The following is a 24,651-nucleotide window of genomic DNA, read 5'->3' as shown; positions in this document are numbered from 1 at the left end:
CCCGCCGAACGTGAAGATATACGCGAGAATCCGGCGAAAACTCGCACAGATCTTCACACTCGGCGCGAGGAGATCCGCGCCTGGTGCGCCGACCACATCCCGCGCGACTGGCGACAGACGCAGACCGGTGTGGCTGACCAGGAGTTCGTCCGCTTCCAGAAGGCATGGTTCGCCGAACTGCACGCGGCGGGCTACGCGGTGCCGCACTGGCCGCGCGAGTGGGGTGGCGGCATGTCGGTGGCCGAGCAGATCGTGCTGTACCAGGAGCTCGCCGCCCATGACGCACCCCGTCTGGTGCTGGCGTTCGTCGGCATCCACCACGCCGCGTCGACCCTGCTGGTGGCAGGCACCGACGAGCAGCGGCGCCGCCATCTGCCCGCGATCCTCGACGGCGAGATCTGGGTGCAGGGCTTCTCCGAACCCGAGGCCGGATCCGACCTGGCGGCCCTGCGCACCACCGCACGGCGTGAGGGCGACGAGTTCGTGGTCAACGGCCAGAAGCTCTGGGCCAGCGGCGGTCTGCACGCCGACTGGTGTCTGCTGCTGGCCCGCACCGACCCCGATGCCCCAAAGCGCAAGGGCATCTCGTACTTCCTGCTGGACATGACATCGCCGGGCATCGACGTGCGGCCCATTCGCAACGCCGTCGGCGACTCGCACTTCTGCGAGATCTTCCTCAGTGACGTGCGGGTGCCCGCGGCCAATCTGGTGGGCGCCGAGAACGCCGGCTGGCAGGTGGCGCAGGCGACCCTGGGCGCCGAACGCGGCATGACGATGCTGGAACTCGCCGAGCGTCTCGGCAATGCCGGCTTCCGGTGGCTGGTGCAGAGCAGTCCCGTCGGCGATCCGGTGGTGGCCGACCGGCTGGCACAGTTCGAGATCGAACTGGCCGGGCTGCGCGGGATGTGCCGGAAGATCGTGGAGGGACACGATTCCGGTGCGACGGGACCGGCCGACGCGTCGATCGTCAAGCTCTACTACAGCGAACTGCTGCAACGCATGACCGACTTCGGCGCCGAGATCGGCGGCCTGGCCGGTCACACCGACCTCGCCAAGCCGATGTCCAGCGGATGGGAATCGGGGTCCTGGGTGCTGGACTTCATCGGGTCGTGGGAGTGGACGATCCCCGGCGGGTCGAGCGAGATCCAGCGGACCATCATCGGTGAGCGCGGCCTCGGCCTGCCCCGGGAACCGAGCGGGGTGTGATGGCCGCGGAGGACTTCGCCGAGTTCCACGAGGAACTGCGCTCGATCGCCGCCGACCTGCTCGCCAAGGACGCCGCGGTCGAGTGGCCCGCGCTCGTCGACGCGGGGTGGGTGGGGCTCGAGGTGCCGGAGGAATTCGGCGGCGCGGGAGCCACTTTCGCCGAGGTCGTGGTGATCTGCACCGAGATCGGCCGCGCCGCGGCCGCCAACAGCTATCTGGGCAGTGCCGTGCTGGCCGTCAGTACCCTGAACGCGCTGCAGCCCGGTGCTACCCGTGACCGCCTGCTCTCCGGTGTCGCGTCGGGCGACGTCCGCGCGGCCGTGGCCCTGGAGTCGCTGTCCTTCGTGCCCGACGCGTACGGCGCGGACCAGGTGCTGGTGGTGGCCAACGGCGCCGTGGCCGTGGCCGATCTGTCGGTGAGCCCGGCGCCCGTCGTCGACGAGACGCGGGCGCTGTCGACGGTGTCGTCGCGGACCGTCGATCCGCCTGAGCTACTCCAGTTCGAGGGAGACGCCGACGCCGCGGTGCGACGGTTGCACGACCGCGCCGCGGTGGCCGTCGCCTGCGACAGCCTGGGCGTCGCCGAGGCCATGCTCGACGCGACGGTGGCATACGCCAAGGTGCGCAACCAGTTCGGCCGTCCGATCGGCTCGTTCCAGGCCGTCAAGCATGCCTGCGCCGACATGCTGGTGGCCGTCTCGATGTCACGCCAACTCGTCGGCGACGCCGTGACGGCGATCGTCGAGGACCGCGACGACGCCCATGTCGCCGCCTCGATGGCGAAGGCGTACGTCACCGGCGCCGCGGTCGACGTGGTCGGCAAGGCCATGCAGCTGCACGGCGGCATCGGCTACACGTGGGAGAGCGGCATCCACGTCTACCTCAAACGCGCCAGCCTGAACCGGTCACTGTTCGGATCGCCTGCCGCACACCGAAAACAACTCGCTCACCGATACCTGTCACCGACATAGGAGCTCAACCATGGGTGTACCCGTCTACAAACGCATTCTCGACCTGTTCGAGGCCGAGGGCGTCAACACGCTGTTCGGCATCCCGGACCCGAACTTCGTGCACATGTTCGCCGAGGCCGACGCCCGCGGCTGGTCGGTCGTCGCACCGCACCACGAGCTCAGCGCGGGCTTCATGGCCGAGGCGGCGTCGCGGATGACCGGCGGGCCCGGACTGTGCATCGGCACACTGGGCCCCGGCGTCGCCAACATCGCCGGAGCCATGATGTGTGCGCTGGTGGAGAACTCGCCGGTGATCTTCCTCGGCGGCCAGCGGGCCAGGATCACCGAGCGCCGGGTCCGTCGCGGCCGCATCCAATTCATCCAGCAGGAGGGGCTTTTCACTCCCTCGGTGAAGTACAGCAGCTCCATCGAGTATGCCAACCAGACCGATGAGATCATCCACGAGGCGATCCGCAAGTCGATGTCGGGGACCCCGGGTCCGTCCTACGTGGAGTTCCCGTCGCACGTCATCCTCGAGGAGCTCGACGTCGCCGACCCGCTTCCGCCACACCGCTACCGGCTCGTCGAGCAGGGCGCGGGCGCACGCGAGGTCGACGAGGCGGTCAGGCTGATCCGCGAGGCGAAGAGCCCGATCCTGCTCGTCGGCCACGGCGTCCACACGTCGCGCACCCAGCAGGAGGTCAAGCAGCTCGCCGAACTGATGAACTGCCCGGTCATCCAGACCTCCGGCGGTACGTCGTTCATCCCGGGCCTGCAGGACCGGACGTTCCCCTACCTGTTCTCGCCGGCCGCCAACCAGGCGGTCGAGGAGTCCGACCTGTGTGTCGCGCTGGGCACCGAACTCGGTGAGCCCATGCATTACGGCCGCACCCAGCACTGGGCCGGCAACGATGCCGACCGCAAGTGGGTGCTGGTCGAGCAGGATCCGACGGCCATCGGCGTCAACCGGCCCGTCGACGTGGCGCTGGTCGGCGACCTGCGTGGCGTGGTGCCGCAACTGGTCGAGGCGCTCAAGGACTCACCGCGGCAGCCGTCGGCCAACCTCGACAACCTCGTCAAGGCCGACGCCGCCGAATTGGCGCGGGTGGCCGAGGAGGCCCCGAGCGGACGTACCCCGGTGCACCCGGCGCGCTACGTGGTGGAGGCGACGAAGGCGTTCGCCGAACTCGAGGACGGCATCATGGTGCGCGACGGCGGCGCGACCGTGATCTTCCAGTGGACCTACTCGCAGTCCAAGCCGCGCGACGTCATCTGGAACCAGAATTTCGGTCACCTCGGCACCGGACTGCCGTACGCCGTCGGCGCCTCGGTCGCCGAGGGCGGCAAGCGGCCGGTCATGCTGCTGACCAGTGACTCGGCGTTCCTGTTCCACATCGCCGAACTGGAGACCGCGGCGCGGCAGAACCTCCCGCTGGTGTGCGTGGTCGGCGTCGACCACCAGTGGGGCCTCGAGGTGGGCGTGTACAAGCGGACGTTCGACCAGCCGTCGCCGCAGCCCGGCGTGCACTGGAGCAAGGACGTCCGGATGGACAAGATCGCCGAGGGCTTCGGATGCCACGGCGAGTACGTCGAGAAGGAGGAGGAGATCGGGCCGGCGATCGCGCGCGCGTACGCCAGCGGCAAGGTCGGCGTGGTCCACGTGTGCATCGACCCGACCGCGAACTCCGAGGAGATGCCCAAGTACGACCGATTCCGCACCTGGTACGCCGAAGGTACTCAGTAGGACCCGTCGATAGGGGAGAGTGAAACCATGCGTGAATACCTGAAGTTCTACATCGACGGACAGTGGGTCGAGCCGGTGCGGCCCAACACCCTCGACGTCGACAACCCGACCACCGAGCAGGTCTCCGGCCGGATCGCGATCGGCACGGCGGTCGACGTCGACGTCGCGGTGCAGGCGGCCCGGCGGGCGTTCGCGACGTGGTCGCAGAGCACCCGTGAGGAGCGTCTCGACCTCCTGCAGGCGATCATGGGCGAGTACCAGAAGCGCGCCGGCGATCTCGCCGACGCGGTCAACGAGGAGATGGGCGCCCCCGCGTCGCTGGCGTCGGGCCCGCAGGTCAACCTCGGCCTCGGTCACCTCGCCACGGCGATGGACGTGCTGAAGAACTTCCAGTTCGAGGAGCAGCACGGCTCGACGCTGGTGGTGAAGGAGCCGGTCGGGGTCTGCGGACTCATCACGCCGTGGAACTGGCCGATCAACCAGATCGCCTGCAAGGTGTTCCCGGCGCTGGCCACCGGCTGCACCATGGTGCTCAAGCCGTCTGAGGTGGCGCCCTACTCGGCACAGATCTTCACCGAGATCATCGACGCCGCAGGCGTTCCCGCCGGCGTGTACAACCTCGTCTACGGCGACGGGCCCGGTGTGGGTGTCGCGCTGTCGAGCCACCCCGACATCGACATGGTGTCGTTCACCGGTTCCACCCGGGCCGGTGTCGACGTCGCCCGCAACGCCGCGGCCACCGTCAAGCGCGTCACCCAGGAGCTGGGCGGCAAGAGCCCGAACATCGTGATCGACGACGACGACTTCGCCAAGAGCGTGACGGCCGGTGTGTCGGTGATGATGATGAACAGCGGCCAGAGCTGTAATGCGCCGTCGCGGATGCTGGTGCCGAACTCGCGCATGGACGACGCCATCGCGGTCGCGCGCGACGTCGCGGGAGCCGTCAAGGTCGGCACGGGTGACAAGGACGCGATCGGGCCGGTGGCGTCGAGGGCACAGTTCGAGAAGATCCAGGGTCTGCTCGCGAAGGGCATCGAGGAGGGCGCCACCGTGGTGGTCGGCGGCCCCGGGCGTCCGGACGGGCTCGACAGCGGCTACTACATCAAGCCGACGGTGTTCGCCCACGTCACCAACGACATGACCATCGCCCGTGAGGAGATCTTCGGGCCGGTGCTGTGCATCCTCGGCTACGACGACCTCGACGAGGCGGTGGAGATCGCCAACGACACCGAATACGGTCTCGCAGGCTATGTCTCGGCTGCCGACCTGGATCAGGCCCGGCAGCTGGCGCGGCGCATCCGCGCCGGTTCGGTGGCGATCAACCACGGCTTCGACATGAGCGCGCCGTTCGGTGGCTACAAGCGCAGCGGCAACGGCCGCGAGTGGGGACAGTTCGGCTTCGACGAGTTCCTGGAGACCAAGGCAGCGCTGGGTTACGCCCCCGCCTAGTAGTGATTTCGGCGCGCATTCGTTCGCCTGTCGATCGAAAGCGCGCCGAAATCGCAGCAGTGCGTAGCCTGGAGCGGTGGATGCCGCTCGGGATCGCGACGAGGCCGGGCGCGCACACAACGCGCGGCCCAGGGATGCGCTGGGCAGGCCGTTGCCCCGGCACGAGACCGGCGTGCCGCGGATTCCCGACGACCTCGAGGTCACACCCGATGAGGGCCTTGCCGTCGCGCAACACCTGCTCGACGACGGCCTGGCCTTCAACGCTCACGAGGTGCTCGAAGCCGTCTGGAAGGCGGCGCCCGCCGAGAACCGCGAACTGTGGCGGGGGCTGGCGCAGCTCGCCGTCGGCATCACCCACGTCCAGCGCGGCAACCGGCCGGGCGCACAGGCGTTGCTGATGCGGGCTTCTGCGGCGATCGCGCACGGTCCCGCCGTGCACGGAGTCGACGTGCCCGGCCTGGTCGCCTTCGCCGACGGGCTGGTCGAAGACCTCTCCGGCGACGCCGACATCGGCCCTGAGCGGCTGCGGCCACGCTTGACGGGTGCGTCCGGCGGCCACGGGTGAAGATGTGAGCATGACCGGTCCCCGCATCTACCTCAAGGCCTGCATCAACGGCGCCCGCACCCCGGACCAGCATCCGGGCCTGCCGGTGAGCCCGGACGAGCTGGCGGCCGCCGCGCTGGCCGCCCACCACGCCGGCGCGAAGGCGGTGCACCTGCACCCGAAGACGGCGGACGGCGTCGACTCGCTGCAACCCGACGTCGTCGCCGCGGCGGTATCGGCGGTCCGTCAGGCGGTGCCCGGTCTGCCGCTGGGGGTGACCACGGGCTACTGGGCGCTGCCTGACGCCGCCGAACGGCGACGTGCCGTCGAGAGTTGGGACGTGCTCCCCGACTTCGCGTCGCTGAACTGGCATGAGCCGGGTTCCCCCGAGCTGGCGGAGGTGCTGCTGGCCAAGGGTCTGGGCGTCGAGGTCGGGATCTTCCATGCCGAGGCGGCGCAGTCGTGGGCGGGCAGCGAGATTGCCAGGCACTGCATGCGGGTGATGATCGAGTTGCAGGCCGACGCCGACACCGCACTGGCGGACGACCTGCTCGATCAGGTGAACGCGGCCGGCTCACCGGCGCCGGTGCTGCTGCATGGTCTGGACGAAAGCTGTTGGCCGCTACTGGAACACGCTGGGGTTCGCGGTGTGCAGACCCGCATCGGGCTGGAGGACACGGTGCACCTGCCCGACGGTTCGCTCGCGCCCGACAATGCCGCGCTGGTGTCGGCGGCCGTGGAACTGCTCAGCCGGTAGGACCGGCAAGTGCGAAGTCGGCGAAGTCGAAGCCCGGCACCACCACACAGCTGACCAGGCTGGGTTCGTCGTCGCGTGGTCGCGCCCGCTGCCAGTGCCCGGGCGGCACCACGATCTGCGGCTGTTGACCGTTGGCGAGATCGCCGCCCAGCAGATGCGTTGCGGCAGAACTCTGCTCGGCACCAACCTCGAGCAGTAGCGGGCTGCCACGATGGAACAGCCAGAGTTCGGCGCTGCGCACGGTGTGCCATGCCGACTGCTGGCCGGGCATGAGCAGGAACAGGATCGCCGTACCCGCGCTGCGGGGCCCGGTGTAGTCCGGTGGCAGCGCCGACGGCGGCATCGACAGCTCGCTGCGCCAGGTCTCCCGGAACCACCCCCCCTCCGGGTGGGGGGACAGGTCGAGGCCGCGGGCCCAGTCCGGGAGATCGCTCATCGGCACCGCCTTGAATCGAGGTCGTCGTTCAGCCTAGAGCGCCGCGGCGCGCCGGGCGGCTCACCGGCACCCGATAGGCTCGCCGCGTGCTGCGTGTCAATCCGGGATGGCTGGTCGCCGTGTGCGCAGCGGTGGTGGCGGTGAGTGGCTGGTTGCCGTGGCTGACCGCGCGCGGCGGCGGCCGGGCCAACGCGATCGGCGGGACGGTCGGCGGCCTGGATTCGGTGCCTGCGCGATTCGGGGTGGGCCAGCTGATCGTGCTGCTGGCCGCGGTGCTGATCGTCGCCGGGGCGATGGCCGCGCGCGGCCTGTCGGCCCGCCTGGCCGCGGCGACTGCGCTCGTGATCTCGCTGCTGCTGGTGGTGCTGACCGGCGTGTACTACAGCAATTACGTGGCAGCGCCGGTGGCGGCCGGCTACGGCCTGTACCTCGGCGGCGGTGTGTCCGTCGCCGCCGCGCTGTGTGCGGTGTGGTCGCTGGTCGGGACGCTGTCGACGGGTCGCCCGTCGTGACCGGGTTCGTCGAACCGGTGCGTCTGACCGGCCGGCGCTGGGTCTCGCTGGAGCCGCTGACGGCCGCGCACATCCCGGAGATCGCCGACGTCGCCGCCGACGGGGAACTCGGCGCGCTGTGGTTCACCTCGGCCCCCGGGGCGCAGGACGCCGGCGAATGGGTCCGGCGGATGGCCGCCTTGCGCGCCGCCGACGGCGGGATCACGTTCGCGGTGCGGAGTCTGGACGGCGCGCTGGTGGGTTCGTCGAGCTACCTGAACGTCGACGCGGGCAACCGGCGGCTCGAGATCGGGCACACCTGGTACAGCGCGGCGGCGCGGCGCACCGGCGTCAACACCGAGACGAAGCTGCTGATGCTCGGCCATGCCTTCGACGAACTCGACTGTGTGGCAGTCGAGTTCCGGACGCATTTCTTCAACTTCACCAGCCGCAGGGCGATCGAGCGGTTGGGCGCCAAGCTGGACGGGATCTTGCGCAGCCACCAGTTGCTGCCCGACGGATCGCGCCGGGACACGGTGGTCTACTCGATACTCGACATTGAATGGCCCGCGGTGCGTGCCCACCTCGAGCACCGTCTCAACCGCGACGGGTGACGCGCCGTACCCCCGGCGGACTCGATTCCGCCGGGGGCACGGGCACCGCGTCAGCCGGCCTCGACCGTGTTGGTCTCGATGGATCGCTGGTCGCCGCTGTGGGCGACTTCGATCCGGCGCTTCTTGGCCCGTTCCGCCATCGGGATGGTGACGGTGAGCACGCCGTTCTCGTAGGTCGCGGAGATCGCGCTCGCGTCGATGCCTTCGCCGAGTGACAGCTGACGGCGGTAGGTGCCGAAGAACCGCTCGTTGGCCAGCCACTGCACCGAATCCTCGGAACGCGCGGTCCGGTGCGCCGAGATGGTCAGGGTGCCGTTGTCGACGTCGACGTCGACCGACCCCGGATCGACCCCCGGCAGGTCGGCGGTGAGCACGTAGTGGTCATCGATCTTGCAGAGATCCATCGGCATGAACCGCGGCGTCCTGTTCGTCCCGGACGAACTCGTCAGCAAACCGCGGGTGAGGGCATCGAGGTCACTGAAAGGATCAAAGCGAAGCACAGCAATCCACCTCCTATGTCACTCCAGGGCCCGCCACCTCGACGGGCAGCCAATCACTGTGCGGCATCAGATTAGCACTCTCGCCCCGAGAGTGCCAAGAAGTTTTTCGGGCCAACCGCATGGTCAGCGCACTGAACCGAACCGGATCGAGGCGGGAGCAAGGTGGAATGTCGCAAGAGCGGCACGTCGGCGACATCAAGCGGACGCGGCGCGCGCTGCGACAGCGCGCAGACGGTCGTCCAGTGTTGGTCGTGAGATCCGACAGCAACCCCGCTCAGTGGCGGCTCGAAGTCGAGAAAGGCGGTCCCGTCGGCTCGAGGTCTGAACCGACGAGACCTCGACGGGCGCGCTGGTCGACCAGCGCACCCGCCTGCGCAGCAGCATGCCCAACCGCCCACATCACAAACCCGGTGTGTGACGGGCCGCCTGCGGGAACCCTGGAACTATGACGCAGCCACAGTCACAGGATCTGGCCATGCGGATGGCCGAGCTCGCGCGCACGGTCGCCATGCCGCGCTCCGTCGAGCAGGTGCTGAAGGACGTCACCTCGACAGCGACCGAGCTGATCCCCGGCGCCGACACGGCAGGCATTCTGCTGGTCGGCCCCGGCGGGAAATTCGAATCGATCGCGGGCACCACCGATCTGCCGCACCAGCTGGACGAGCTGCAGATGACCTTCGAGGAGGGTCCATGCGTGCAGGCCGCGCTCGACGACGTGATCGTGCGCACCGACGACTTCCGTGAGGAGGCCAGGTGGCCGCAGTACTCGAAGGCCGCGGTCGAGATCGGGGTGCTCAGTGGGCTGTCGTTCAAGCTCTACACCGCCGACCGCACGGCAGGCGCGCTGAATCTCTTCGGATTCGAGCCCAACACGTGGGACAACGATTCGGAGACCATCGGCACCGTGCTGGCCGCGCACGCCGCGGCCGCCATCCTCGCCAGCAGGCAGGGCCAGCAGCTCGAATCGGCGCTGTCCACCCGTGACCGCATCGGCCAGGCCAAGGGCATCATCATGGAGCGTTACGACGTCGACGACGTGCAGGCGTTCGAGATGCTGCGGCGGCTGTCGCAGGAGAGCAACACCAAGCTCATCGAGATCGCCCAGCAGGTGATCGAGACCCGCGGCTAGGCAGGCCGCCTCGGGTCAGTCGTGGCCGTGTCCGTGCCCGTGCTTCCAGTGGCCGCGACCACGCGGGCCGTCGTACCAATCGACCCAGCCCGGGGTGTCGACGCAGGCGTACGCGTAGCCGAGCGGGCCTCCGACACACACGTCGGGTCCCGCCGAGGCCGGTGCGGCGATGACCACCGCAGCGCCGAACGGCAGCGCCGCCACACTCAGGCCGAGCACGGCCCTACGGAACAGATTCGAACGGATCACACCCAACCTCCGGTTTCGCTTCGTTCGAGCGGACCCCCCGTCCGGTCAACACTCTAGTACGCGAACACCATCCGATCGCGTTGCCCCCGCGCGTCGCAAACCGCAGTGCGGCAACGTCTTTGCCCGCAAACACCAATGCCCCGCAAGTAGTGCGAAGGGGAGTCGCCGACGGTTTGCCGGCGCTCAGGCCTGGCTCGCGAGGTCGGTGAGGATCGCCGCGGTCGGCTTCTGCTGCGCGTGCCGATAGCCCGTCCCGGCCCACAGGTGCACCAGATCGGACTCACCGGCAGCCGCCGCGGCTCTGCGCAGGGGGCTCGTCAGGTGGTGCAACGCCGGATAGCCCAGCTGCGCAGACGCCTCGAACTCGTCGATGAAGCGGTTGCGCAGGCCGCGCGCCGGGCGCCCGGTGAACGCCCGGGTGATCACCGTCTCGGTGCGCGACGGATCGGTGAGCGCACGCTGGTGGGTGGCCGAGGCGCCGCTCTCGTCGGCCCGCAGCAGCACGGTGCCCACGGCGGCTGCGGTGGCGCCTGCGCGCAGGACGTCGGCGACGTCGGCGGGGGTGGCCAGCCCGCCCGCGGCGATCACCGGGAGGCGGACGGCTCCGGTCACCTGGGCGACCAGGTCTCCGATGGGCAGCGGCGGGGGCATCCGGTCGGGGGTGAACGTCCCGGAGTGACCTCCGGCGACGGCGGCCTGCACGGCGAGCATGTCGACCCCGGCCGCCGCGGCCGCCTCGGCTTCCTGCAGCGACGTCACGGTCTGCACCACGGTCGTGCCCGCCTTCTGCAGCGCACGGATCACTTCTGCGCCCGGCAGGCCGAAGGTGAAACTGACGACGGGCACCGGATCGGACAGCAGGAGTTCGACTTTCGCGCCGAACGCGTCGTCGTCGTCGACCGGGTCGGTGGGCAGCGTCAGCCCGAACCGGTCCGCTTCGCGCTGCAACGCGGCCGCGTAGCGGCGGTAGTCCGCCGCGTCGATCGGCACCGGATTCGGCGCGAAGACGTTGACGCCGAACGGGACCGACGCCTCCCGTACGGCGGCGATCTCGTTGCCCACGGCGTCGGCCGTCTTGTAGCCGGCGGCCAGCAGGCCGAGGCTGCCCGCCTGCGACGCGGCGATCACCATGGCGGTGGTGGTGGCGCCGCCTGCCATCGGTGCGGCGATCACCGGCGACCGCACGCCCAGATTCGTCAGTGCATTCATCGGTACTCCTCCGTGACACGGGTGGTCGGAACGGCGCCCGTCATCAACACGTACTCCATCATCAGTGCCCGGCGCTCTGGCCACCGTCGACATGCAGCACCTCGCCGGTGACGAACGGCGCCTGTTCGAGATAGCGGATGGCGTCGACGACGTCGTCGATGTCGCCCAACCGGCCGACCGGATGCAGGCGGGCGAGGTCGGCGTGCGTCTCCGGCGGATGCATCGGCGTGCGGATGATCCCGAGTGCCACCGCGTTGACGCGGATGCCGCGTGCGGCGTACTCGACGGCCAGCGACTTCGTCACCGCGTTGAGTCCGCCCTTGGTCAACGACGCCAGGGCGGACGGCACCGCTGAGTTGGCATGGTCGACGAGGCTGGTCGACACGTTGACCAGGTGGCCGCCGTCGCCGTGTTCGAGCATGGCCGCGACGGCGCTGCGCGAGACCTCGAAGAAGCCGCGCAGGTTCACGCCCGTGACGGCGTCGAAGTCCTCGTCGGTGTACTCGGTGAACGGCTTGGCGACGAAGATCCCGGCGTTGTTGACCACGGTGTCCACCCGGCCGAAGCGGTGCAGCGCCGCGTCGACGACGTGGGCGCCCGCGCCCGGCACGGCGATGTCGGCGGCGACGGTGAGCACCTCGGGGTCGATGTCGATCTCGGTGAATGACCGGGCCGTCGCGACGACGGCGTAGCCGAGCTTGCGGTACGCCGGAACGAGGGCGGCGCCGATACCGCGTGACGCGCCGGTGATGATGGCGACCTTGGTGTCGTCGTTCTGCTGGGTCATGGGAGTTCCTTCCGTTCGGATGTCGCTCCGTGGAACCGATTCTGAGCGTCTGGGCGTCCGGCTGGATACGACCGGTTTCCTCGTTGCTGGGAGGCGCAGCCTCCCACCACTTAGACTCGGCCGGTGGAGCTGCGTCAACTGCGCTACTTCGTCGCCGTCGCCGAGGAGCTGAACTTCGGTCGCGCCGCGCAGCGCCTCCGCATCGCGGGTCCTTCGCTGTCCCAGCAGATCAAGGCGCTGGAACGGGACCTGCATGTCCAGCTGTTCGACCGGGACCGCCGCTCGGTCAGGCTGACGGCGACAGGTGCCGAACTGCTGCCCAGGGTCCGCGACCTGCTGGCGCGCGCCGACGATCTCCGGCACGCGGCCGTGCAGCTGGCCGACACGGAGCCGGTCCGGCTCGGCTATGTCAGCTGGCGGCCCGCCGATCTCGTCGAGCGCACCGCCGCCGTCGCGCAGCTGCACGTCGACACCTGGGTGATGCCCTCGCACGCGCAGGCCGCTCGCGTCGCCGAGCGGGCCATCGACCTCGCGATCTGCTGGGTGGACGAGGGCGACCTGACCGCACTCGGCCTGCGCGCCGACATCATCGGAGCGGACCGGTTGTACGCGGTGGCTCCCGGCCCCGACGCGTCGGAGGTCGACGCCCGCGACACCGTCGTGCTGCTCGACGCGGACTCGGCGAGCTGGTCGTCGTGGAACCGGTACGCCGAGTGCTTCGCCCGCGACAGCGGCGCGAAGGCGGTGCGCATCGACGACGGCGGCATCACCGGGACGGCGTTCTTCGAGCATGTGCGGCGGCTCCGGCGCCCGGTGCTGAACTCGCCCAAGGATCGCACCGGCTCACTGCCGCCGGATCTGGTGCGCAGGCCGGTGGTGCGCCCGCAGCCGTACTGGCCGTGGTGGCTGGTGTGGCGCGACGACGAGCCGCGCGCGGCCGTCAACGCCGTGATCGCGGCGCTGGCCACCGACGGCCCCCCGACGCGGGGCGCGGCCGAGTGGTGGGGGACGTCGGGCCGGCCGACCCCGGCCTAACCGGCTGGACCGTCGAGCAGCGACCAGGACCCGGCGTCACCGGGCACCAGCCGGTCGGCGATGCCCGCCTCGTCGAACGCCGTCCGGACGTCGGCGATGGTCTCGCTGTAGATCGACCAGCCGGCGATGTGCGCGATCACGACGCGCGGAACACGAAGTGCTGCAGCGACGTCCGCCGCGCGCGGTCCGGTGAGGGTGAGTGGACGGCCCTGGTTCTTGGTGGGCAGCCGCGACGCGCCGGCGAACAGCACCGCGACGTCGATGTCGGGGAACCGCCGGACGATCTCGACGACCGGGGCCAGCGAGGCGTTGTCGCCGCTGACGTACACCGTCGGCAGCCCGACCGCCTGTAGGACGAAGCCGGTGACCTCGGCGTTGACATGACCGGAGGCGTCCCGTGTCCCGTCCAGCGGACCGTGCACGGCAGGCACGGCGGTGAGCGTGATGACCCCGTCGCCGTCGGCGCGTGCGAGTTCGGTGGTGGCCCACGTGGCCAGCCCGAGTGCCTGCGCTCCGAGGCGGCTGGCGGCGCCGGGCCCGGTCACGATGGCGGGCACCGCGGTGGTGGCCCACTCCCGGCCGGCGATGTCGAGGTTGTCGTTGTGGTCGTCATGGCTGAGCAGCACGGCGTCGACGGGCCCGAGGTCGGCGGCGGGCACCGAGGGTGGCGTCAGCTTGGCCATGGCGCCGTAGTCGCGTGGCTGGTCGAAGGTCGGATCGGTGACGAATCGCGTTCGGCCGTAGTCGATGACGACGGTGGGACCGCCGACCACGCCGACGGCGAAGGTGTGGCGTGCGGCGCTGATCGGGGAGGCGTTCACCGGGACGCCCTAGTCGCCCGCATCGCCGAGCCGGCCGACGTGATGGCCCAGGCGTGTCTCGACGTCACCGGGTTGGTGGAAGCCGCGTTCGAACAGCTTCTGGATCCGGGCCTGCGCTGCGGGACGCCCGAGCGCGGCGACGAAGGCGTCCCACTCGGGGGCGATCTCGTCGTCGGGAGGCAGGCTGTTGACGTTCACCAGGTGCTTGGTCTCGGCGATCGCCTGCTTGTCGAACGACGCGATCCGGGTGGCCAGCGCGTCGACGAACGCGTCGAGTTCGGCGTCGGGCAGTGAGCGGTTGACGTAGCCGTACAACTGCGCGAGGTCGCCGTCGACGTCGTCGGCGCCGAGCAGCACCTCGAGTGCTCGTCCGCGGCCGATCAGCCGGGGCAACCGGGCCATCGGACCACCCCCGGGCACCAGTCCGGCGCCCACCTCCCACTGCGACAGGATCGCCTTCTCGCGGCTGGCGAAGCGCATGTCGCTGGCCAGCGCGAGCTCGCTGCCGACCCCGGTGGCGCGACCCCGGATGGCGGCGATGGACACCACCGGGGCGCGGCTGAGCCGGGCGAGCATGTCCGGAAGTGCCTGCAGCCCGGTGCTTCCCGCGGGGTAGCGGGTCGACTCCTCGAGATCGGCGAGGAAGTTGTAGTGCGTCAGGAAGAACCCGTCGACGGCACTGTCGAAGACGACCACCTTGACGTCGTCATCGTCCTCCAACGCGGTGACGACGGCGTCGAGCTGCGGCAGCGTCTCGGGACCGAAGATGTTCAGGGGCGGGTTGTCGAACGTCACCCGCCAGTAGGCCGGCGATCGCCTGGTCACGGAAATCTGTTCGGCCTGTGCTGGACCGGTCATGTGTCGCTCCCGTTCGGATGAGTGTGCAGGGTGAGATTACGACGGCCGACGCCGGCGCGCCGCGGTTGTCCGGCACTGGGAATGAGTCGTCGGTCATTCGACGTTCATGCGTGCATTCCGGTGACAGAATCGCCGGACAGACGTCCGAACCGCGACAACCGCGCCACGGCTCGAACCAGGACAAGGGAGCCGTCATGGACATGAAACTCGAAGTCGTCGTATTACCGGTGTCCGACGTCGACCGGGCGAGAGACTTCTACCAGAAGCTCGGCTGGCGGTTGGACGCGGATTTCCCTGTGGTCGAGGGATATCGGGTGGTGCAGGTGACTCCGCCAGGGTCGCCGACCTCGGTCATCTTCGGCACCGGCGTCAGCACGGCTACGCCAGGTTCCACCCAGGATTTGTATCTGGTTGTCACCGACGTGGAGGCCGCCCGGGCCGAGCTGGTAGCCCGCGGCGTCGAGGTGAGCGAGGTCTTCCACGACGGCACCGGCGTGTTCAACCAGGCCGGTGGGGCGGGCCGCGTGCCGGGGCCCGATCCGGAGCGCCGCAGCTACAGCTCGTTCGCGTCGTTCCAGGACCCGGACGGCAACGGCTGGGTGCTGCAGGAGATCACCGAGCGCCTCCCCGGTCGCTGACCGGCGGCCCCATTCCGGCTAGCTGCAATCTTCGGCGGTTCCGGGATTGATCCGGCCGTCGCGCGGCTTGTCCCTGACAGCCGTAGACATCCCACAACTACATGCCATGGAGGCACATCATGAACACCGAGAACATCGTCGCACTGGTATCGGGCGCCAACCGTGGACTCGGCCGGCGGTTCGCCGCCGAGCTGGTCGCCCGCGGCGCAAAGGTCTACGCCGGTGCGCGCAACCCCGACACCGTGGACCTGCCGGGCGTCGTACCCGTGCAGCTCGACATCACCGATCCCGAATCGATCCGTCGCGCCGCGGAATTCGCCACCGACGTGAACCTGCTGGTGAACAACGCAGGCGTGTCGACGCGCGCGTCCGTGCTCGAGGGGCCGCTCGAGGACATCCGCCTGGAGATGGAGACGCACTACTTCGGCACCCTGCAGGTGATCCGGGCCTTCGCCCCGGTCATCGAACGCAACGGCGGGGGAGCGATCCTCAACGTGCTGTCGGTGCTGTCCTGGCTGCATCCGCCGACCAGCGGCGCCTACTCGGCCGCGAAGGCCGCCGCCTGGGCGATGACCGACGCGGTGCGAACGGATCTCGCTCCCAAGGGTATTCATGTCGCCGCGCTGCACGTGGGATACATGGACACCGACATGGTCAGCTACATCCCGGCCGACCAGAAGAGCGACCCGGGTGTGATCGCCAAGCTCGCGCTCGACGGTGTGCTCGCCGGCGACAACGAGATCCTCGGCGACGACATGACGCGCGGCGCCAAGGCGTCGCTGTCCTCGCCGGCACGCTGACCCTCCCGTTGACTTTGCGCTGAGGGCGTCGAACTGCGAGTGGATCGCGCCCTGGGTGCAAAGTCAACGACGCGCTCAGGCCAGCCAGGGCGCAAGCGCTGCCCGCGGCACCGAGACCTCGAGTGGCCCCTCCGGATGCCCGAGCAGTTGGCCCTGCCCGAAGAAGAAGATCACCGCGTCGTCGGTGAGCGCGAAGTTCGCGAATGTGTCGTCATCGACGTCCCCCAGCATCTCCGCCAGTACCTCAGGCTGCCAACGCTTCTCCAGTTCATGGCGAACCGCGGGGAAGGCGACGTCCATTGGTCGTACGTCCGGGGTGAACAGGGTGTCGAGCGTGATCGGTGCGTGACTGCCGAGGTCATAGTTGAACGCCCGGTACCAGCTCACCGGGTGCGGGTCGGCGTCCTGACTCAGCTGGATGACCACCGATTCGGTGCCGGCGCCGGATCGGTAGGTGGTGGGCGTCGCCGTCAGCGTGTACGGCCGGTCGTGTACGGGCCCCGACTGGGCGAACTCGATGAAGTCGCCGCGAAGCGGGACAAGGTAGTCCGTCAACGCCTGCTGATCGGGATAGCCGTGGGGGAGCGAGAGGTCGACCTCGTAGCCGGCGCCGGCGGCCTCGACGTGGCAGGTCTGATCGGAACCCAGCGTTCCGGCGAGCGAGTCGCACGTCGATTGCGCCGCCGCCGTTCCGCTGCCGAACAGTCCGGCCAGCACCACGGTGGTGGCCAGGACCAGGTGCGGTCGCGCTCGCATGTCAGCCCAGCTCATATGCCAGGCGTGACACCCGGAAGAAGTGACCGCTGCTGGTGTCGGTGCACGTCAGCGCCGACGACTCGCTGTCACAGGCGATCGCACCGGAGATGATCGTGTCGCCGTATTCCAGTGTGGGCCAGTCGGGGACACCCGTGCTGATCGACGCGTAGGAGCACCGGATGTAGCCGGGTTCGCCCTGCATGAGCATGACGTCGTTGCCGGACCCGGTGTCCGACGGGCACGGCGCGCCGTCGGCGTCGTGGGCGACTCCCGGTGGCACGACGTAGTCGACGTTCTCCAGCTGGCAGATCACGTAAGGGCTCTCGCCGCGGTCACGGTCCAACACGCAGCGGATGTTCCCCGACGGCGTGGTGAAGTTCATCCGGTGCTCGTCGGCGTGCGCCGTCGCAGGCATCGTGCTGATCGCTGCCAGTGCGACGGTCGCCGCCGCGATGGCCAAGCGTCTCGGGGTCGTCATGTCAATGCGGTTCCTCGCGCCCAGACGTCGCCCCAGCGGCTTCGTCGATGCCCTCATCCGACACCGTTCGCGTGGCTACCGATCCCAAGATCGCTGAATCGTCGAGTGGTGCCCCCGGCATGATTCGAACATGCGACACCGGCTTTAGGAGAGCCGTGCTCTATCCCCTGAGCTACGGGGGCGGGGACCGCGTGAGAGTTTACCGCCCCCGCGCAGTCCGCTCGCCACGCGGGAGTTTCGGCAAAATTGTCAAAACGTTCGGTATCGGCCGGTAGCCTGCCGACGTGGAGCTGAGGATGCAACGCGTCGGCGCCTGGTCGGGAACAGTGATGATCCTGCTCTACGGCACCTGTTTCTCCGGGCTGGCGCGGCTGTTCCCGCCGCTCTCGCCGACGGCGTCGGCCGACGAGATCGCGGCGTTCTTCGTCGACCACAAGCTGTGGATCCGGTTCGGCGTCGCGGGCGCCCTGCTCACCGCAGTCCTCGCGCTGCCCTTCCTCGCCGCACTCGTGCTGCGCATCCGCCGCGCCGAAGGCGGCTGGGGCATGCTCTCGGTCACCCAGGTGTTCGCCGCGACCATCTTCGTGCCCGCGCTGATTTTCCCGCTGATGATGTTGGCGGCAGCCGCTTTTCGGCCCGAGGACCGCCCACCCGAGATCACCCGGGCCCTCAACGACCTGTTCTGGCTGTGGTTCATCGGCATCGTCGGCACGATCGTGGTGCAGAACATCACGCTGGCGGTGGCGTCCTTCATCGACAAGGCGGACCCGCCGACCTTCCCGCGCTGGTACGGCTACCTCAACCTGTGGGTGGCCACCCTGTCGCTGCCGGGATGCGTCGTCGTGGTCTTCAACGACGGCCCGCTGGCGTGGAACGGCGTGTTCGCCTTCTACCTACCCGGCCTGGTGCTGGTGATCTGGATCGTGGCGACGACGGTCGTCATGCTGCGCTCGATCTCGGCCGAGCAGGCCGCCGCATCGCCGGCCCTCGTGCCGTGACGGCCGCGGCCGCCGCGCCCGTGGACTCCGACGCCCGGCGCATCCCCGGCGAGGCAGGCACATGGGTCTTCCTGTTCGGCGACATGCTGGTGTTCGGCGTCTTCTTCGTCACCTTCATGGTCGCCCGCGGCCGGACGCCCGAGGCCTTCGACGCCGCACGCACGACATTGCACATCGGGGTCGGGCTGCTCAACACGCTGGTGCTGCTGACCAGTTCGCTGTGCGTGGTCGTCGCTCTCGGCGCCGTGCGCACCGGAGCCCGTTCGATCGCCACGGGTGCCGTCACCGCCGCGATCGGCTGCGGCCTCGTCTTCGCCGGCCTGAAGGTCTACGAGTACACCGCGCTGGTCTCCGCCGGCCACGGCGCGGGGGCGGGCGACTTCTACCTCTACTACTTCATCCTGACCGGCCTGCACCTGTTCCACGTCGGCCTCGGCCTGGTCGCACTGACCTTCGTGTGGACGCAGACCCGCAGGGCCGAGCTGAGCGCCAACAGGATGGCGCTCGTCGAGGGCGGCGCCTGCTTCTGGCACCTGGTCGACCTGCTGTGGATCTTCCTGTTCGCGCTGCTGTACCTGGTGTCATGACGGTGCTGCAGCTGGTTCGCAACCGCGCGGGCGTGACGTGGCTACTGCTGATCGCCGCCACCGTCGTCTCGTGGGCGGTCGGCGCCGAGCACGGCACCGGCTCGACCGTCGCCGTGGTCGTGCTCGCCATCGCGGCCGTCAAGGTGCGGCTCGTCGGCCTGGACTTCATGGAACTGCGCCGCGCACCGGTGGCGTTGCGCGCGGTCTTCGAGGTCTACTGCATCGCCGTGTGGGCGGTGCTCAGCGGGCTGTACCTCTGGTACTAGCGCAGTTCGGCGATCACCTTCGCGAACGCGTCGGCGTGCGGCGCCTGCACGATGATGTAGGAGATGCCGTAGTCGTCGCGGTAGCCGCGGATGCGGTCGGCCATGTCGCGCGTCGACCCGGACAGCGTGCCAGGATGGCGCAGCAGCTGCTCGTCGGTCAGCTCGGGCAGGAAGTGTCGCGGGATCGACAGGTCGGGCAGCTCGGAGCCGTCGACCGGCATCGCCGTCACGGCGAGGTTGAGTTCCAGCTCGGCGAACCGGTCGCCCGCGGCGGCCCGCACGAACGCGATCCGCTCGGCGAGCGGGTCCTCGTCGCCGGACGCCGGGCGGTCGCCACCGGTCAGCCCGATGATGTCGGCCCTGCGGGCAGCGAGGGTGAGCACCCGGTCGCCGTTGCCGGCGATGAGGATCGGCACGCTGGGCAGGTGTTCGCGCAGATATCCGGTGACATGCGCCAGGTGGTCGACGCGTGCTCCCGCGCTCGGGTACGGCAGCTCGGCGGCCTCGAACTCCTCCCGTACGTACCCGGTGCCCAGGCCCGCCTCGAACCGCCCGCCGCTGAGGTCGTGCAGCGCCGCGATGTCGCGGGCCAGCAGCGCCGGCCGGTAGAAGCCGGCGTTCAGCACGAACGTCCCCAGCCGCAGCGTGCGGGTGGCCGCCGCGGCGGCCATCAGCGCGGGGAACGGCGCCGGGGCGCCCAGATGGTCGGGCACGTGCAGCACGTCGAAGCCGAGATCCTCGGTGCGCCGCGCAGTGTCCTGCACTTTCGCCAGTGACCGGGCGGCGTGCAGACCGAGTCCGAATCGGAGATCCCGCGGCATCAGTCGATCGTAGGAGGTCGCCCGGATCCGGATGTTTGACTCTCGCGGGAAGTGGGCACAAATGATCCGCACGGTTCGCCTCACCGCGGTGCGGACCCCCCGAACCACCACCAGATCCGGCCCGTTGTGAGTACTCCGGCGGGCCGGATCAATATTTCGGAGAGACCGCAGGCCCGATGTCCACCCATCCCACCGTCGGCGTCGAGGAGGAGTTCCTCCTCGTCGACCCGGACTCGGGCGAACCGGTCCCCTACAACCGCCGCGTCGCCGAACTCGCCGCCGCCGACGGCGTCGACCTTCAGCTCGAGCTGACTTCCTGCCAGGTCGAGACCGCCACCGAGGTGGCCGGCAGCACCGCCGATCTTCGTGAGCAGCTGACCCGGCTGCGGCGGATCGCCGGCCGCTCCGCCGACGCGGCCGGCGCACGGTTGCTCGCCGTCGGGCTGCCTCCCACCGTTCCGCACCACTTCCCGATCACCGACTCGCCGCGATACCGCAAGATCGCGGACATGTTCGGGATGATCGCCCACGAACAGGGCATCTGCGGCTGCCACGTGCACGTCGCGGTGCCGACCCGCGAGGCGGCGATCCGGGTGAGCAACCGGCTTCGGCCGTGGCTGCCGCTGCTGCTGGCGCTGACCGCCAACTCGGCGGTCTACCGCAACGCCGACAGCGGGCACGCCAGCTGGCGTCAGGTGCTGTGGTCGCGCTGGCCCAGCGCCGGGCCGCCGCCGCACTTCGAGTCGGTCGACGAGTACGACGCGGTGGTGCAGATGATGCAGCACGCCGGCGCCATGCTCGACGACGGCATGGTCTATTGGGACGTCCGGCCGTCGGCGAACTTCCCGACCGTCGAGGTGCGGGTGTCCGACGTGCCCGCCACGGTGGACGAGACCGTGCTGCTGGCAGCGCTGACCCGCGCCGCGGTGATGACGGCACTCGACGACGAGCGCAGTGGTACGGGGTTGCCGCGCATCTCCCCGCACGCCCTGGCCGCGGCGTACTGGAAGTCGGCGCGTGACGGCCTCGACGGGCAGGCCGTCGATCTGTTCGACGCGCATTCACCGGCGCCGGCCGTCGACCTGCTGCGGGCCTTCGTCGACCGGATCGCACCGGCGCTGCGGGCCGTCGGCGACGAGGACCTGGTGCGGGCCGAACTGGACCGCATCGCCGAGCAGGGCAACGGCGCGATGCGCCAGCGTGCCGCCTGGCGCAGGCGCCACGACGTGGCCGACGTCATCGACGAGGCGGCGACGGCGACGCTGTCGGGGTGTTAAACCAGCGGTAGTTCGGCGAACACCGGGGTGGTGGGCGCCTGTGAGCCCGAGCCGGGTTCGACGGTGAAGGCCAGCGCGTCCGAGTTCCCGAGATCGGGCAGCACCGCGGTGGTCGACGGCGCGACAGCCTTGGCGTCCATGGTGCCGGCGGACTCCGCACCCTCGGACCCGACCAGCCACATCTGGTAGACCGTGCCCTGCGCGGGCGGCGCGACGTTGTTCATCACCAGCACGCCCGCGTTGCGGTCGCGCGAGAACACCAGCGTCGCCGTGCCGCCGGTCGGGATCGGCCCCGACACCGTGCGCACGTCGGGCGCGGCGAACACCTGCTCGGCGGTCGACGGACTCGGCGCGGGCCGCAACGCGTACCCGACGCCGAGTGCGCCGAGCCCGATCACCAGCACCGCGGCCGCCGCGAGCACCGCCTTCTGCCAGCGTCTCGGCCGCAGTTCGCGTACCGGGTCGTCGGCCACGACGCCGAGCACGCGGTCCCGCAGCTGATCCGGCGGGTCGACCGCCGTGCCGGCCGAGAGCACCGCCATGATCTCCCGCACGGCGCGCACCTCGTCGTCGAAGGCGCGCACCACCTCTGGCGGGGCGTCGGCAAGGCGCCGCTCGACGTCGTCGAGGTCGGACTCGGGAATCGCATGCAGCGCATACGGAGTCGCGAGCTCGATCAGCTCGTGTTCCATCGGCGCGGTCATGAGACCCCCAGGCAGCGGCGCAGTCCGCGGATCGCGTCGCGCATCCGTGACTTGATGGTGGCCAGGTTCGCCGACAGCCGCTCGGAGACCTGGACGTAGGTCATCCCGTCGTAGTAGGCCAGCTGGATCGCCTCGCGCTGCACCTCGGTGAGCGAGTCCAGGCAGGCGGTGACCCGGCGGCGCTCGTCGTGGTTGATCGCTGCCTCGGCGACGTGGTCGACGGGCGGCTCGACGGTGGCGGCGCCATAGCGCGACTCGCGCACGGATCCCGCCTGTTCGGAGCGGACCCGGTCGACTGCACGGCGGTGCGCGAGAGTGAGCAGCCACGCCAGGGGAGAGCCGGCGGTCGGGTCGTAGTTACCGGCTGACCGCCAGACCTGCAGGTAGACGTCCTGCGTGGTCTCTTCGCTGTATCCGGGGTCGCGCAGCACTCGGGTGACCATGCCGAACACCCGGGAGCGGGTCTGGTCGTAGAACGTGGCGAACGCGTCGGCGTCCCGCTGTGCGACCCGACGCAGCAAATCGTCGAGGTCGGTGGTCACGAGCGGTAGCCTAACCGGACACAGCAGCAACGTCATAATAATTGCGATCTGGACTCGCGTGCGATCAGAGGCGTTGCGGGCGAATCGGTTTCATGCGTCACCGGACATCCTTCGGCATGTCGCGGCACCACCGGCACCCGCCGCAGCCACAGCAGGGCGCCCTGCACCTTCATGCTCCAGCGGCCCATCAGCGGCGCCGCGGGCGCCGTCAGCTGCATCCGCAGCACCTGTGCGGCGCCCGCGGAGCGCCGCGTGCCGCGCAGGGTGGCCACGAAGGCCGGGTGCTGGTCGCGGTGCAGGGAGATCGACACGTCGACGGCGTCGGCCGGGCGCGGTGCGCGCACCAGGTAGTAGCCGTCGACCCCGTTGAACGCCGAGGCGTAGATCCGCTTGCGCACCATGACGGGCTGCTCGCCCGACGGCGGCAGCAGGTAGGCGTGCCGCTCACCATGGGTGTTGTGCACCTCGGCGATGACGTGGCGCAGGGTGCCGTCGGCGTCGTGGCACCAGTACAGCGACAACGGGTTGTACACGTAGCCCAGGACCCGGGCCTGCAGCAGCGCGGTGATCCGGCCTCCGCGCAGGTCGATGTCGCGCTCGGCGAGGAACCTGTCGATGCGGTGCCGCAGTGATTCGTTCGGGCCGCCGGTGAAGTGGTCGTCGGCCTCGAACCGGGCGAACGGCCGCAGCCAGCGCGGCAGCCGCGGCAGTTCGTCGACGTCGACGTACCAGCAGTAGCCACTGTGCTCGAAGTAGTGGTGCACCGGTGAACGGCGCAGATGCGTCACCCGGGTCCGGTACAGCGCAGGGGCCTGCGCGATGCATGAACTTTCCACACCCGGTATTCGGAGTCGCTGCGCGCACGGATGGCCGCGGGCGTGGATGTGATCGTCGGGTCGCTACGGTGCGGGCGGCCGCCAGGTCCTTGCGGCCGCGACGAGCCCCTGTACCAGCGCCGATGTCGCCGGTGACAGGCCGTCGTCGGCGGGCAGCGGGCTGCGGGGACTGAGGCCGCGCACCCGCGGTGTCAGTTCGAGTTGGGTTCCGCCGCCGCGCACCCTGTTGACCGGGTTGTCCGGGTGCAGCCCCCGGAGCTCCCGCGGGATCGCGTCGAGATCGGTGACGACCTGGTAGCCGGGCACCTCGACGTGCTCGGCCACATGCCCGGCCAGCGCGCGGTTGAGCCCGCCGGCCAGCAACTGCGTGCTGCGGCCGATGCGGCCGTACCCGTGCAGCGACACCGCGACCTCGACATGGTCGAGGAACTCGGCGAGGCGCGGGGACTCCGCGGCGAGGTAGCGCGCGGACGGCAGGTGATGCGGGTAGTGGTCGGGGTGGCGCACCACGTACACCGATGCGCCTGCGGCCTCGGCGGCGCGCTCGGCGATGACGTCGGTCATCTGCTCCAGACCGCCGCCGTGGATGGCGAGGAAGCCGAAGCGCGATCGCAGGGTGCTGTCCTCGACGACGGCACGGTCGGCAAGCAGCTCGGAAAGTGACTGCGGTCCTTCGCCTTTCGCCGAGCCCGCACGGCTCGGCCAGTGCGCCGGATCCCACCGGCGGAGGAACTCGACCCAGCGGTGCGGCAGCCCGTGATGCTCGGCGCCGTCGATGATGCGCTCGAGATAGCCGGGCCTCGGAGGGCCGGGCTCGACCCGGTGGTCGATGTAGACCCACGCCTCGGCCGGCCCGTCGTCGGTGTTCACCGTCATCCGGTCGCGTCGGTACCGCACGGGGACGCCCTCGGCGCTGTCCAGCGTGGCCAGGTCGTGGTCGGTGAGCCGCCACAGCACACCGTGCACCTCTGAGCCGTCGAACGGTTCGACCGTGGCCACGCCGCGTTCGTTGATCAGCCAGTCATGGTCGGCCAGTGTCGCCGGCCGCGGGTCGACGGCGCCCGGGCATCGCTGCGCCATCTGCCGCACGCACAGGTTGGACCCGTACGCGAAATAGGTGTGCGCGGGACGCATCAGCCCGTGACGCTGGAATAGATGAGCACTGATTC

General features: G+C 69.8%; 30 protein-coding genes and 1 tRNA gene. 16 read left to right on the top strand and 15 right to left on the bottom strand.

Translation table 11 applies throughout. The features are described from left to right. The first annotated feature begins 18 nt into the window (after positions 1-18). From AB0K11_RS09750 to AB0K11_RS09725, 6 genes are all read left to right on the top strand, one after another. Positions 19-1,206 carry an acyl-CoA dehydrogenase family protein gene (locus tag AB0K11_RS09750; protein WP_364976727.1) on the top strand — a complete coding sequence of 396 codons (1,188 nt, stop codon included), beginning with the start codon at positions 19-21 and terminating at the stop codon, positions 1,204-1,206. Further along, positions 1,206-2,177, top strand: coding sequence for an acyl-CoA dehydrogenase family protein (locus AB0K11_RS09745; protein ID WP_364975257.1), 972 nt, complete (start codon positions 1,206-1,208; stop codon positions 2,175-2,177). Before AB0K11_RS09750 ends, AB0K11_RS09745 begins: the two co-directional genes overlap by 1 nt. Positions 2,178-2,187: 10 nt before the next feature. Beyond that, a complete protein-coding gene (locus tag AB0K11_RS09740) occupies positions 2,188-3,900 on the top strand; it encodes a thiamine pyrophosphate-binding protein (protein WP_364975255.1) in 1,713 nt (570 codons plus the stop codon). A gap of 27 nt (positions 3,901-3,927) precedes the next feature. Then, positions 3,928-5,349 carry an aldehyde dehydrogenase family protein gene (locus AB0K11_RS09735; RefSeq protein WP_364975253.1) on the top strand — a complete coding sequence of 474 codons (1,422 nt, stop codon included), beginning with the start codon at positions 3,928-3,930 and terminating at the stop codon, positions 5,347-5,349. A 76-nt stretch (positions 5,350-5,425) separates the two neighbouring features. After that, positions 5,426-5,914 carry a DUF309 domain-containing protein gene (locus tag AB0K11_RS09730; RefSeq protein ID WP_364975250.1) on the top strand — a complete coding sequence of 163 codons (489 nt, stop codon included), beginning with the start codon at positions 5,426-5,428 and terminating at the stop codon, positions 5,912-5,914. A 10-nt stretch (positions 5,915-5,924) separates the two neighbouring features. Beyond that, a complete protein-coding gene (locus tag AB0K11_RS09725; RefSeq protein WP_364975246.1) occupies positions 5,925-6,650 on the top strand; it encodes a 3-keto-5-aminohexanoate cleavage protein in 726 nt (241 codons plus the stop codon). Here the strand turns inward: AB0K11_RS09725 and AB0K11_RS09720 are convergent. Continuing rightward, positions 6,640-7,086 (bottom strand): cupin domain-containing protein, encoded by a 447-nt coding sequence (locus AB0K11_RS09720; protein ID WP_364975243.1) that lies wholly within the window; start codon positions 7,084-7,086, stop codon positions 6,640-6,642. The two genes, AB0K11_RS09725 and AB0K11_RS09720, sit on opposite strands and share 11 nt — an antisense overlap. 86 nt (positions 7,087-7,172) lie before the next feature. On the opposite strand from AB0K11_RS09720, the gene AB0K11_RS09715 reads away from it, so the two are divergent. Further along, positions 7,173-7,598: a hypothetical protein gene (locus AB0K11_RS09715; protein WP_364975240.1), complete on the top strand. Its 426-nt coding sequence runs from the start codon at positions 7,173-7,175 to the stop codon at positions 7,596-7,598. Next, the gene (locus tag AB0K11_RS09710; RefSeq protein ID WP_364975238.1) at positions 7,595-8,191 is read left to right on the top strand and encodes a GNAT family protein; all 597 of its coding nucleotides are present in this window, start codon (positions 7,595-7,597) and stop codon (positions 8,189-8,191) included. The genes AB0K11_RS09715 and AB0K11_RS09710 overlap by 4 nt, the downstream gene beginning before the upstream one ends. A gap of 50 nt (positions 8,192-8,241) precedes the next feature. Here the strand turns inward: AB0K11_RS09710 and AB0K11_RS09705 are convergent, their stop codons facing one another. Beyond that, positions 8,242-8,691: an Hsp20/alpha crystallin family protein gene (locus tag AB0K11_RS09705; protein WP_364975236.1), complete on the bottom strand. Its 450-nt coding sequence runs from the start codon at positions 8,689-8,691 to the stop codon at positions 8,242-8,244. A 445-nt stretch (positions 8,692-9,136) separates the two neighbouring features. On the opposite strand from AB0K11_RS09705, the gene AB0K11_RS09700 reads away from it, so the two are divergent. Then, positions 9,137-9,820 (top strand): GAF and ANTAR domain-containing protein, encoded by a 684-nt coding sequence (locus tag AB0K11_RS09700; protein WP_364975234.1) that lies wholly within the window; start codon positions 9,137-9,139, stop codon positions 9,818-9,820. 15 nt (positions 9,821-9,835) lie between these two features. Here AB0K11_RS09700 and AB0K11_RS09695 read toward each other — a convergent pair whose 3' ends face one another. The 3 genes from AB0K11_RS09695 to AB0K11_RS09685 all read right to left on the bottom strand — a co-directional run bounded on the left by AB0K11_RS09695 (position 9,836) and on the right by AB0K11_RS09685 (position 12,065). Further along, the gene (locus tag AB0K11_RS09695) at positions 9,836-10,039 is read right to left on the bottom strand and encodes a hypothetical protein (RefSeq protein ID WP_364975232.1); all 204 of its coding nucleotides are present in this window, start codon (positions 10,037-10,039) and stop codon (positions 9,836-9,838) included. Positions 10,040-10,252: 213 nt separating this feature from the next. Next, on the bottom strand, positions 10,253-11,278 hold the full coding sequence (locus AB0K11_RS09690) for a nitronate monooxygenase (RefSeq protein WP_364975229.1): 1,026 nt from the start codon (positions 11,276-11,278) through the stop codon (positions 10,253-10,255). Positions 11,279-11,339: 61 nt separating this feature from the next. Next, positions 11,340-12,065, bottom strand: coding sequence for an SDR family NAD(P)-dependent oxidoreductase (locus tag AB0K11_RS09685; protein ID WP_364975227.1), 726 nt, complete (start codon positions 12,063-12,065; stop codon positions 11,340-11,342). Between the two features lie 123 nt (positions 12,066-12,188). Between AB0K11_RS09685 and AB0K11_RS09680 the strand changes: the two genes are divergently transcribed. Then, on the top strand, positions 12,189-13,100 hold the full coding sequence (locus tag AB0K11_RS09680; protein WP_364975225.1) for a LysR family transcriptional regulator: 912 nt from the start codon (positions 12,189-12,191) through the stop codon (positions 13,098-13,100). On the opposite strand, the gene AB0K11_RS09675 is transcribed toward AB0K11_RS09680, so the two are convergent. Next, on the bottom strand, positions 13,097-13,921 hold the full coding sequence (locus AB0K11_RS09675; RefSeq protein WP_364975223.1) for an MBL fold metallo-hydrolase: 825 nt from the start codon (positions 13,919-13,921) through the stop codon (positions 13,097-13,099). The two genes, AB0K11_RS09680 and AB0K11_RS09675, sit on opposite strands and share 4 nt — an antisense overlap. 9 nt (positions 13,922-13,930) lie before the next feature. Next, the gene (locus AB0K11_RS09670; protein ID WP_364975220.1) at positions 13,931-14,746 is read right to left on the bottom strand and encodes an enoyl-CoA hydratase/isomerase family protein; all 816 of its coding nucleotides are present in this window, start codon (positions 14,744-14,746) and stop codon (positions 13,931-13,933) included. A 227-nt stretch (positions 14,747-14,973) separates the two neighbouring features. Here AB0K11_RS09670 and AB0K11_RS09665 point away from each other — a divergent pair, with 227 nt between their 5' ends. After that, positions 14,974-15,417 (top strand): VOC family protein, encoded by a 444-nt coding sequence (locus tag AB0K11_RS09665; RefSeq protein ID WP_364975217.1) that lies wholly within the window; start codon positions 14,974-14,976, stop codon positions 15,415-15,417. A 119-nt stretch (positions 15,418-15,536) separates the two neighbouring features. Then, entirely contained in the window at positions 15,537-16,217 is a 681-nt protein-coding gene (locus tag AB0K11_RS09660; protein WP_364975214.1) for an SDR family oxidoreductase, read from the top strand. A gap of 75 nt (positions 16,218-16,292) precedes the next feature. Here the strand turns inward: AB0K11_RS09660 and AB0K11_RS09655 are convergent, their stop codons facing one another. From AB0K11_RS09655 to AB0K11_RS09645, 3 genes are all read right to left on the bottom strand, one after another. Then, complete coding sequence (locus tag AB0K11_RS09655) at positions 16,293-16,973, bottom strand: esterase (protein ID WP_364975211.1); 681 nt, start codon at positions 16,971-16,973, stop codon at positions 16,293-16,295. A gap of 1 nt (position 16,974) precedes the next feature. Then, positions 16,975-17,451: a hypothetical protein gene (locus AB0K11_RS09650; RefSeq protein WP_364975209.1), complete on the bottom strand. Its 477-nt coding sequence runs from the start codon at positions 17,449-17,451 to the stop codon at positions 16,975-16,977. A 106-nt stretch (positions 17,452-17,557) separates the two neighbouring features. Further along, positions 17,558-17,633 (bottom strand) — tRNA-Arg (locus tag AB0K11_RS09645). Positions 17,634-17,735: 102 nt separating this feature from the next. On the opposite strand from AB0K11_RS09645, the gene AB0K11_RS09640 reads away from it, so the two are divergent. Genes AB0K11_RS09640 through AB0K11_RS09630 form a run of 3 tightly spaced genes read left to right on the top strand, consistent with a single transcriptional unit; the run spans position 17,736 to position 19,302 of the window. Next, entirely contained in the window at positions 17,736-18,449 is a 714-nt protein-coding gene (locus tag AB0K11_RS09640; RefSeq protein ID WP_364975206.1) for a hypothetical protein, read from the top strand. Further along, the gene (locus AB0K11_RS09635) at positions 18,446-19,036 is read left to right on the top strand and encodes a cytochrome c oxidase subunit 3 (RefSeq protein WP_364975203.1); all 591 of its coding nucleotides are present in this window, start codon (positions 18,446-18,448) and stop codon (positions 19,034-19,036) included. The genes AB0K11_RS09640 and AB0K11_RS09635 overlap by 4 nt, the downstream gene beginning before the upstream one ends. Further along, positions 19,033-19,302: a cytochrome C oxidase subunit IV family protein gene (locus tag AB0K11_RS09630; RefSeq protein ID WP_364975200.1), complete on the top strand. Its 270-nt coding sequence runs from the start codon at positions 19,033-19,035 to the stop codon at positions 19,300-19,302. Before AB0K11_RS09635 ends, AB0K11_RS09630 begins: the two co-directional genes overlap by 4 nt. On the opposite strand, the gene AB0K11_RS09625 is transcribed toward AB0K11_RS09630, so the two are convergent. Further along, complete coding sequence (locus AB0K11_RS09625) at positions 19,299-20,123, bottom strand: TIGR03621 family F420-dependent LLM class oxidoreductase (RefSeq protein WP_364975198.1); 825 nt, start codon at positions 20,121-20,123, stop codon at positions 19,299-19,301. The two genes, AB0K11_RS09630 and AB0K11_RS09625, sit on opposite strands and share 4 nt — an antisense overlap. A gap of 176 nt (positions 20,124-20,299) precedes the next feature. Between AB0K11_RS09625 and AB0K11_RS09620 the strand changes: the two genes are divergently transcribed. Continuing rightward, positions 20,300-21,400 carry a glutamate--cysteine ligase gene (locus tag AB0K11_RS09620; protein ID WP_364975196.1) on the top strand — a complete coding sequence of 367 codons (1,101 nt, stop codon included), beginning with the start codon at positions 20,300-20,302 and terminating at the stop codon, positions 21,398-21,400. On the opposite strand, the gene AB0K11_RS09615 is transcribed toward AB0K11_RS09620, so the two are convergent. The 4 genes from AB0K11_RS09615 to AB0K11_RS09600 form a co-directional block, all read right to left on the bottom strand. Beyond that, positions 21,397-22,104 (bottom strand): anti-sigma factor, encoded by a 708-nt coding sequence (locus tag AB0K11_RS09615; protein WP_364975194.1) that lies wholly within the window; start codon positions 22,102-22,104, stop codon positions 21,397-21,399. The two genes, AB0K11_RS09620 and AB0K11_RS09615, sit on opposite strands and share 4 nt — an antisense overlap. Continuing rightward, positions 22,101-22,682 (bottom strand): sigma-70 family RNA polymerase sigma factor, encoded by a 582-nt coding sequence (locus AB0K11_RS09610; RefSeq protein WP_264010763.1) that lies wholly within the window; start codon positions 22,680-22,682, stop codon positions 22,101-22,103. The genes AB0K11_RS09615 and AB0K11_RS09610 overlap by 4 nt, the downstream gene beginning before the upstream one ends. After that, a complete protein-coding gene (locus tag AB0K11_RS09605) occupies positions 22,679-23,467 on the bottom strand; it encodes a DUF1365 family protein (RefSeq protein WP_364976725.1) in 789 nt (262 codons plus the stop codon). The genes AB0K11_RS09610 and AB0K11_RS09605 overlap by 4 nt, the downstream gene beginning before the upstream one ends. A gap of 78 nt (positions 23,468-23,545) precedes the next feature. Next, entirely contained in the window at positions 23,546-24,616 is a 1,071-nt protein-coding gene (locus tag AB0K11_RS09600; RefSeq protein WP_364975191.1) for a poly-gamma-glutamate hydrolase family protein, read from the bottom strand. Positions 24,617-24,651 lie beyond the last annotated feature (35 nt).

Source organism: Mycobacterium sp. NPDC050551 (assembly GCF_040674075.1).
Lineage (GTDB): Bacteria > Actinomycetota > Actinomycetes > Mycobacteriales > Mycobacteriaceae > Mycobacterium.
Note: the sequence above shows the minus strand (reverse complement) of the source record. Positions and strands in the feature narration are given on the sequence as shown.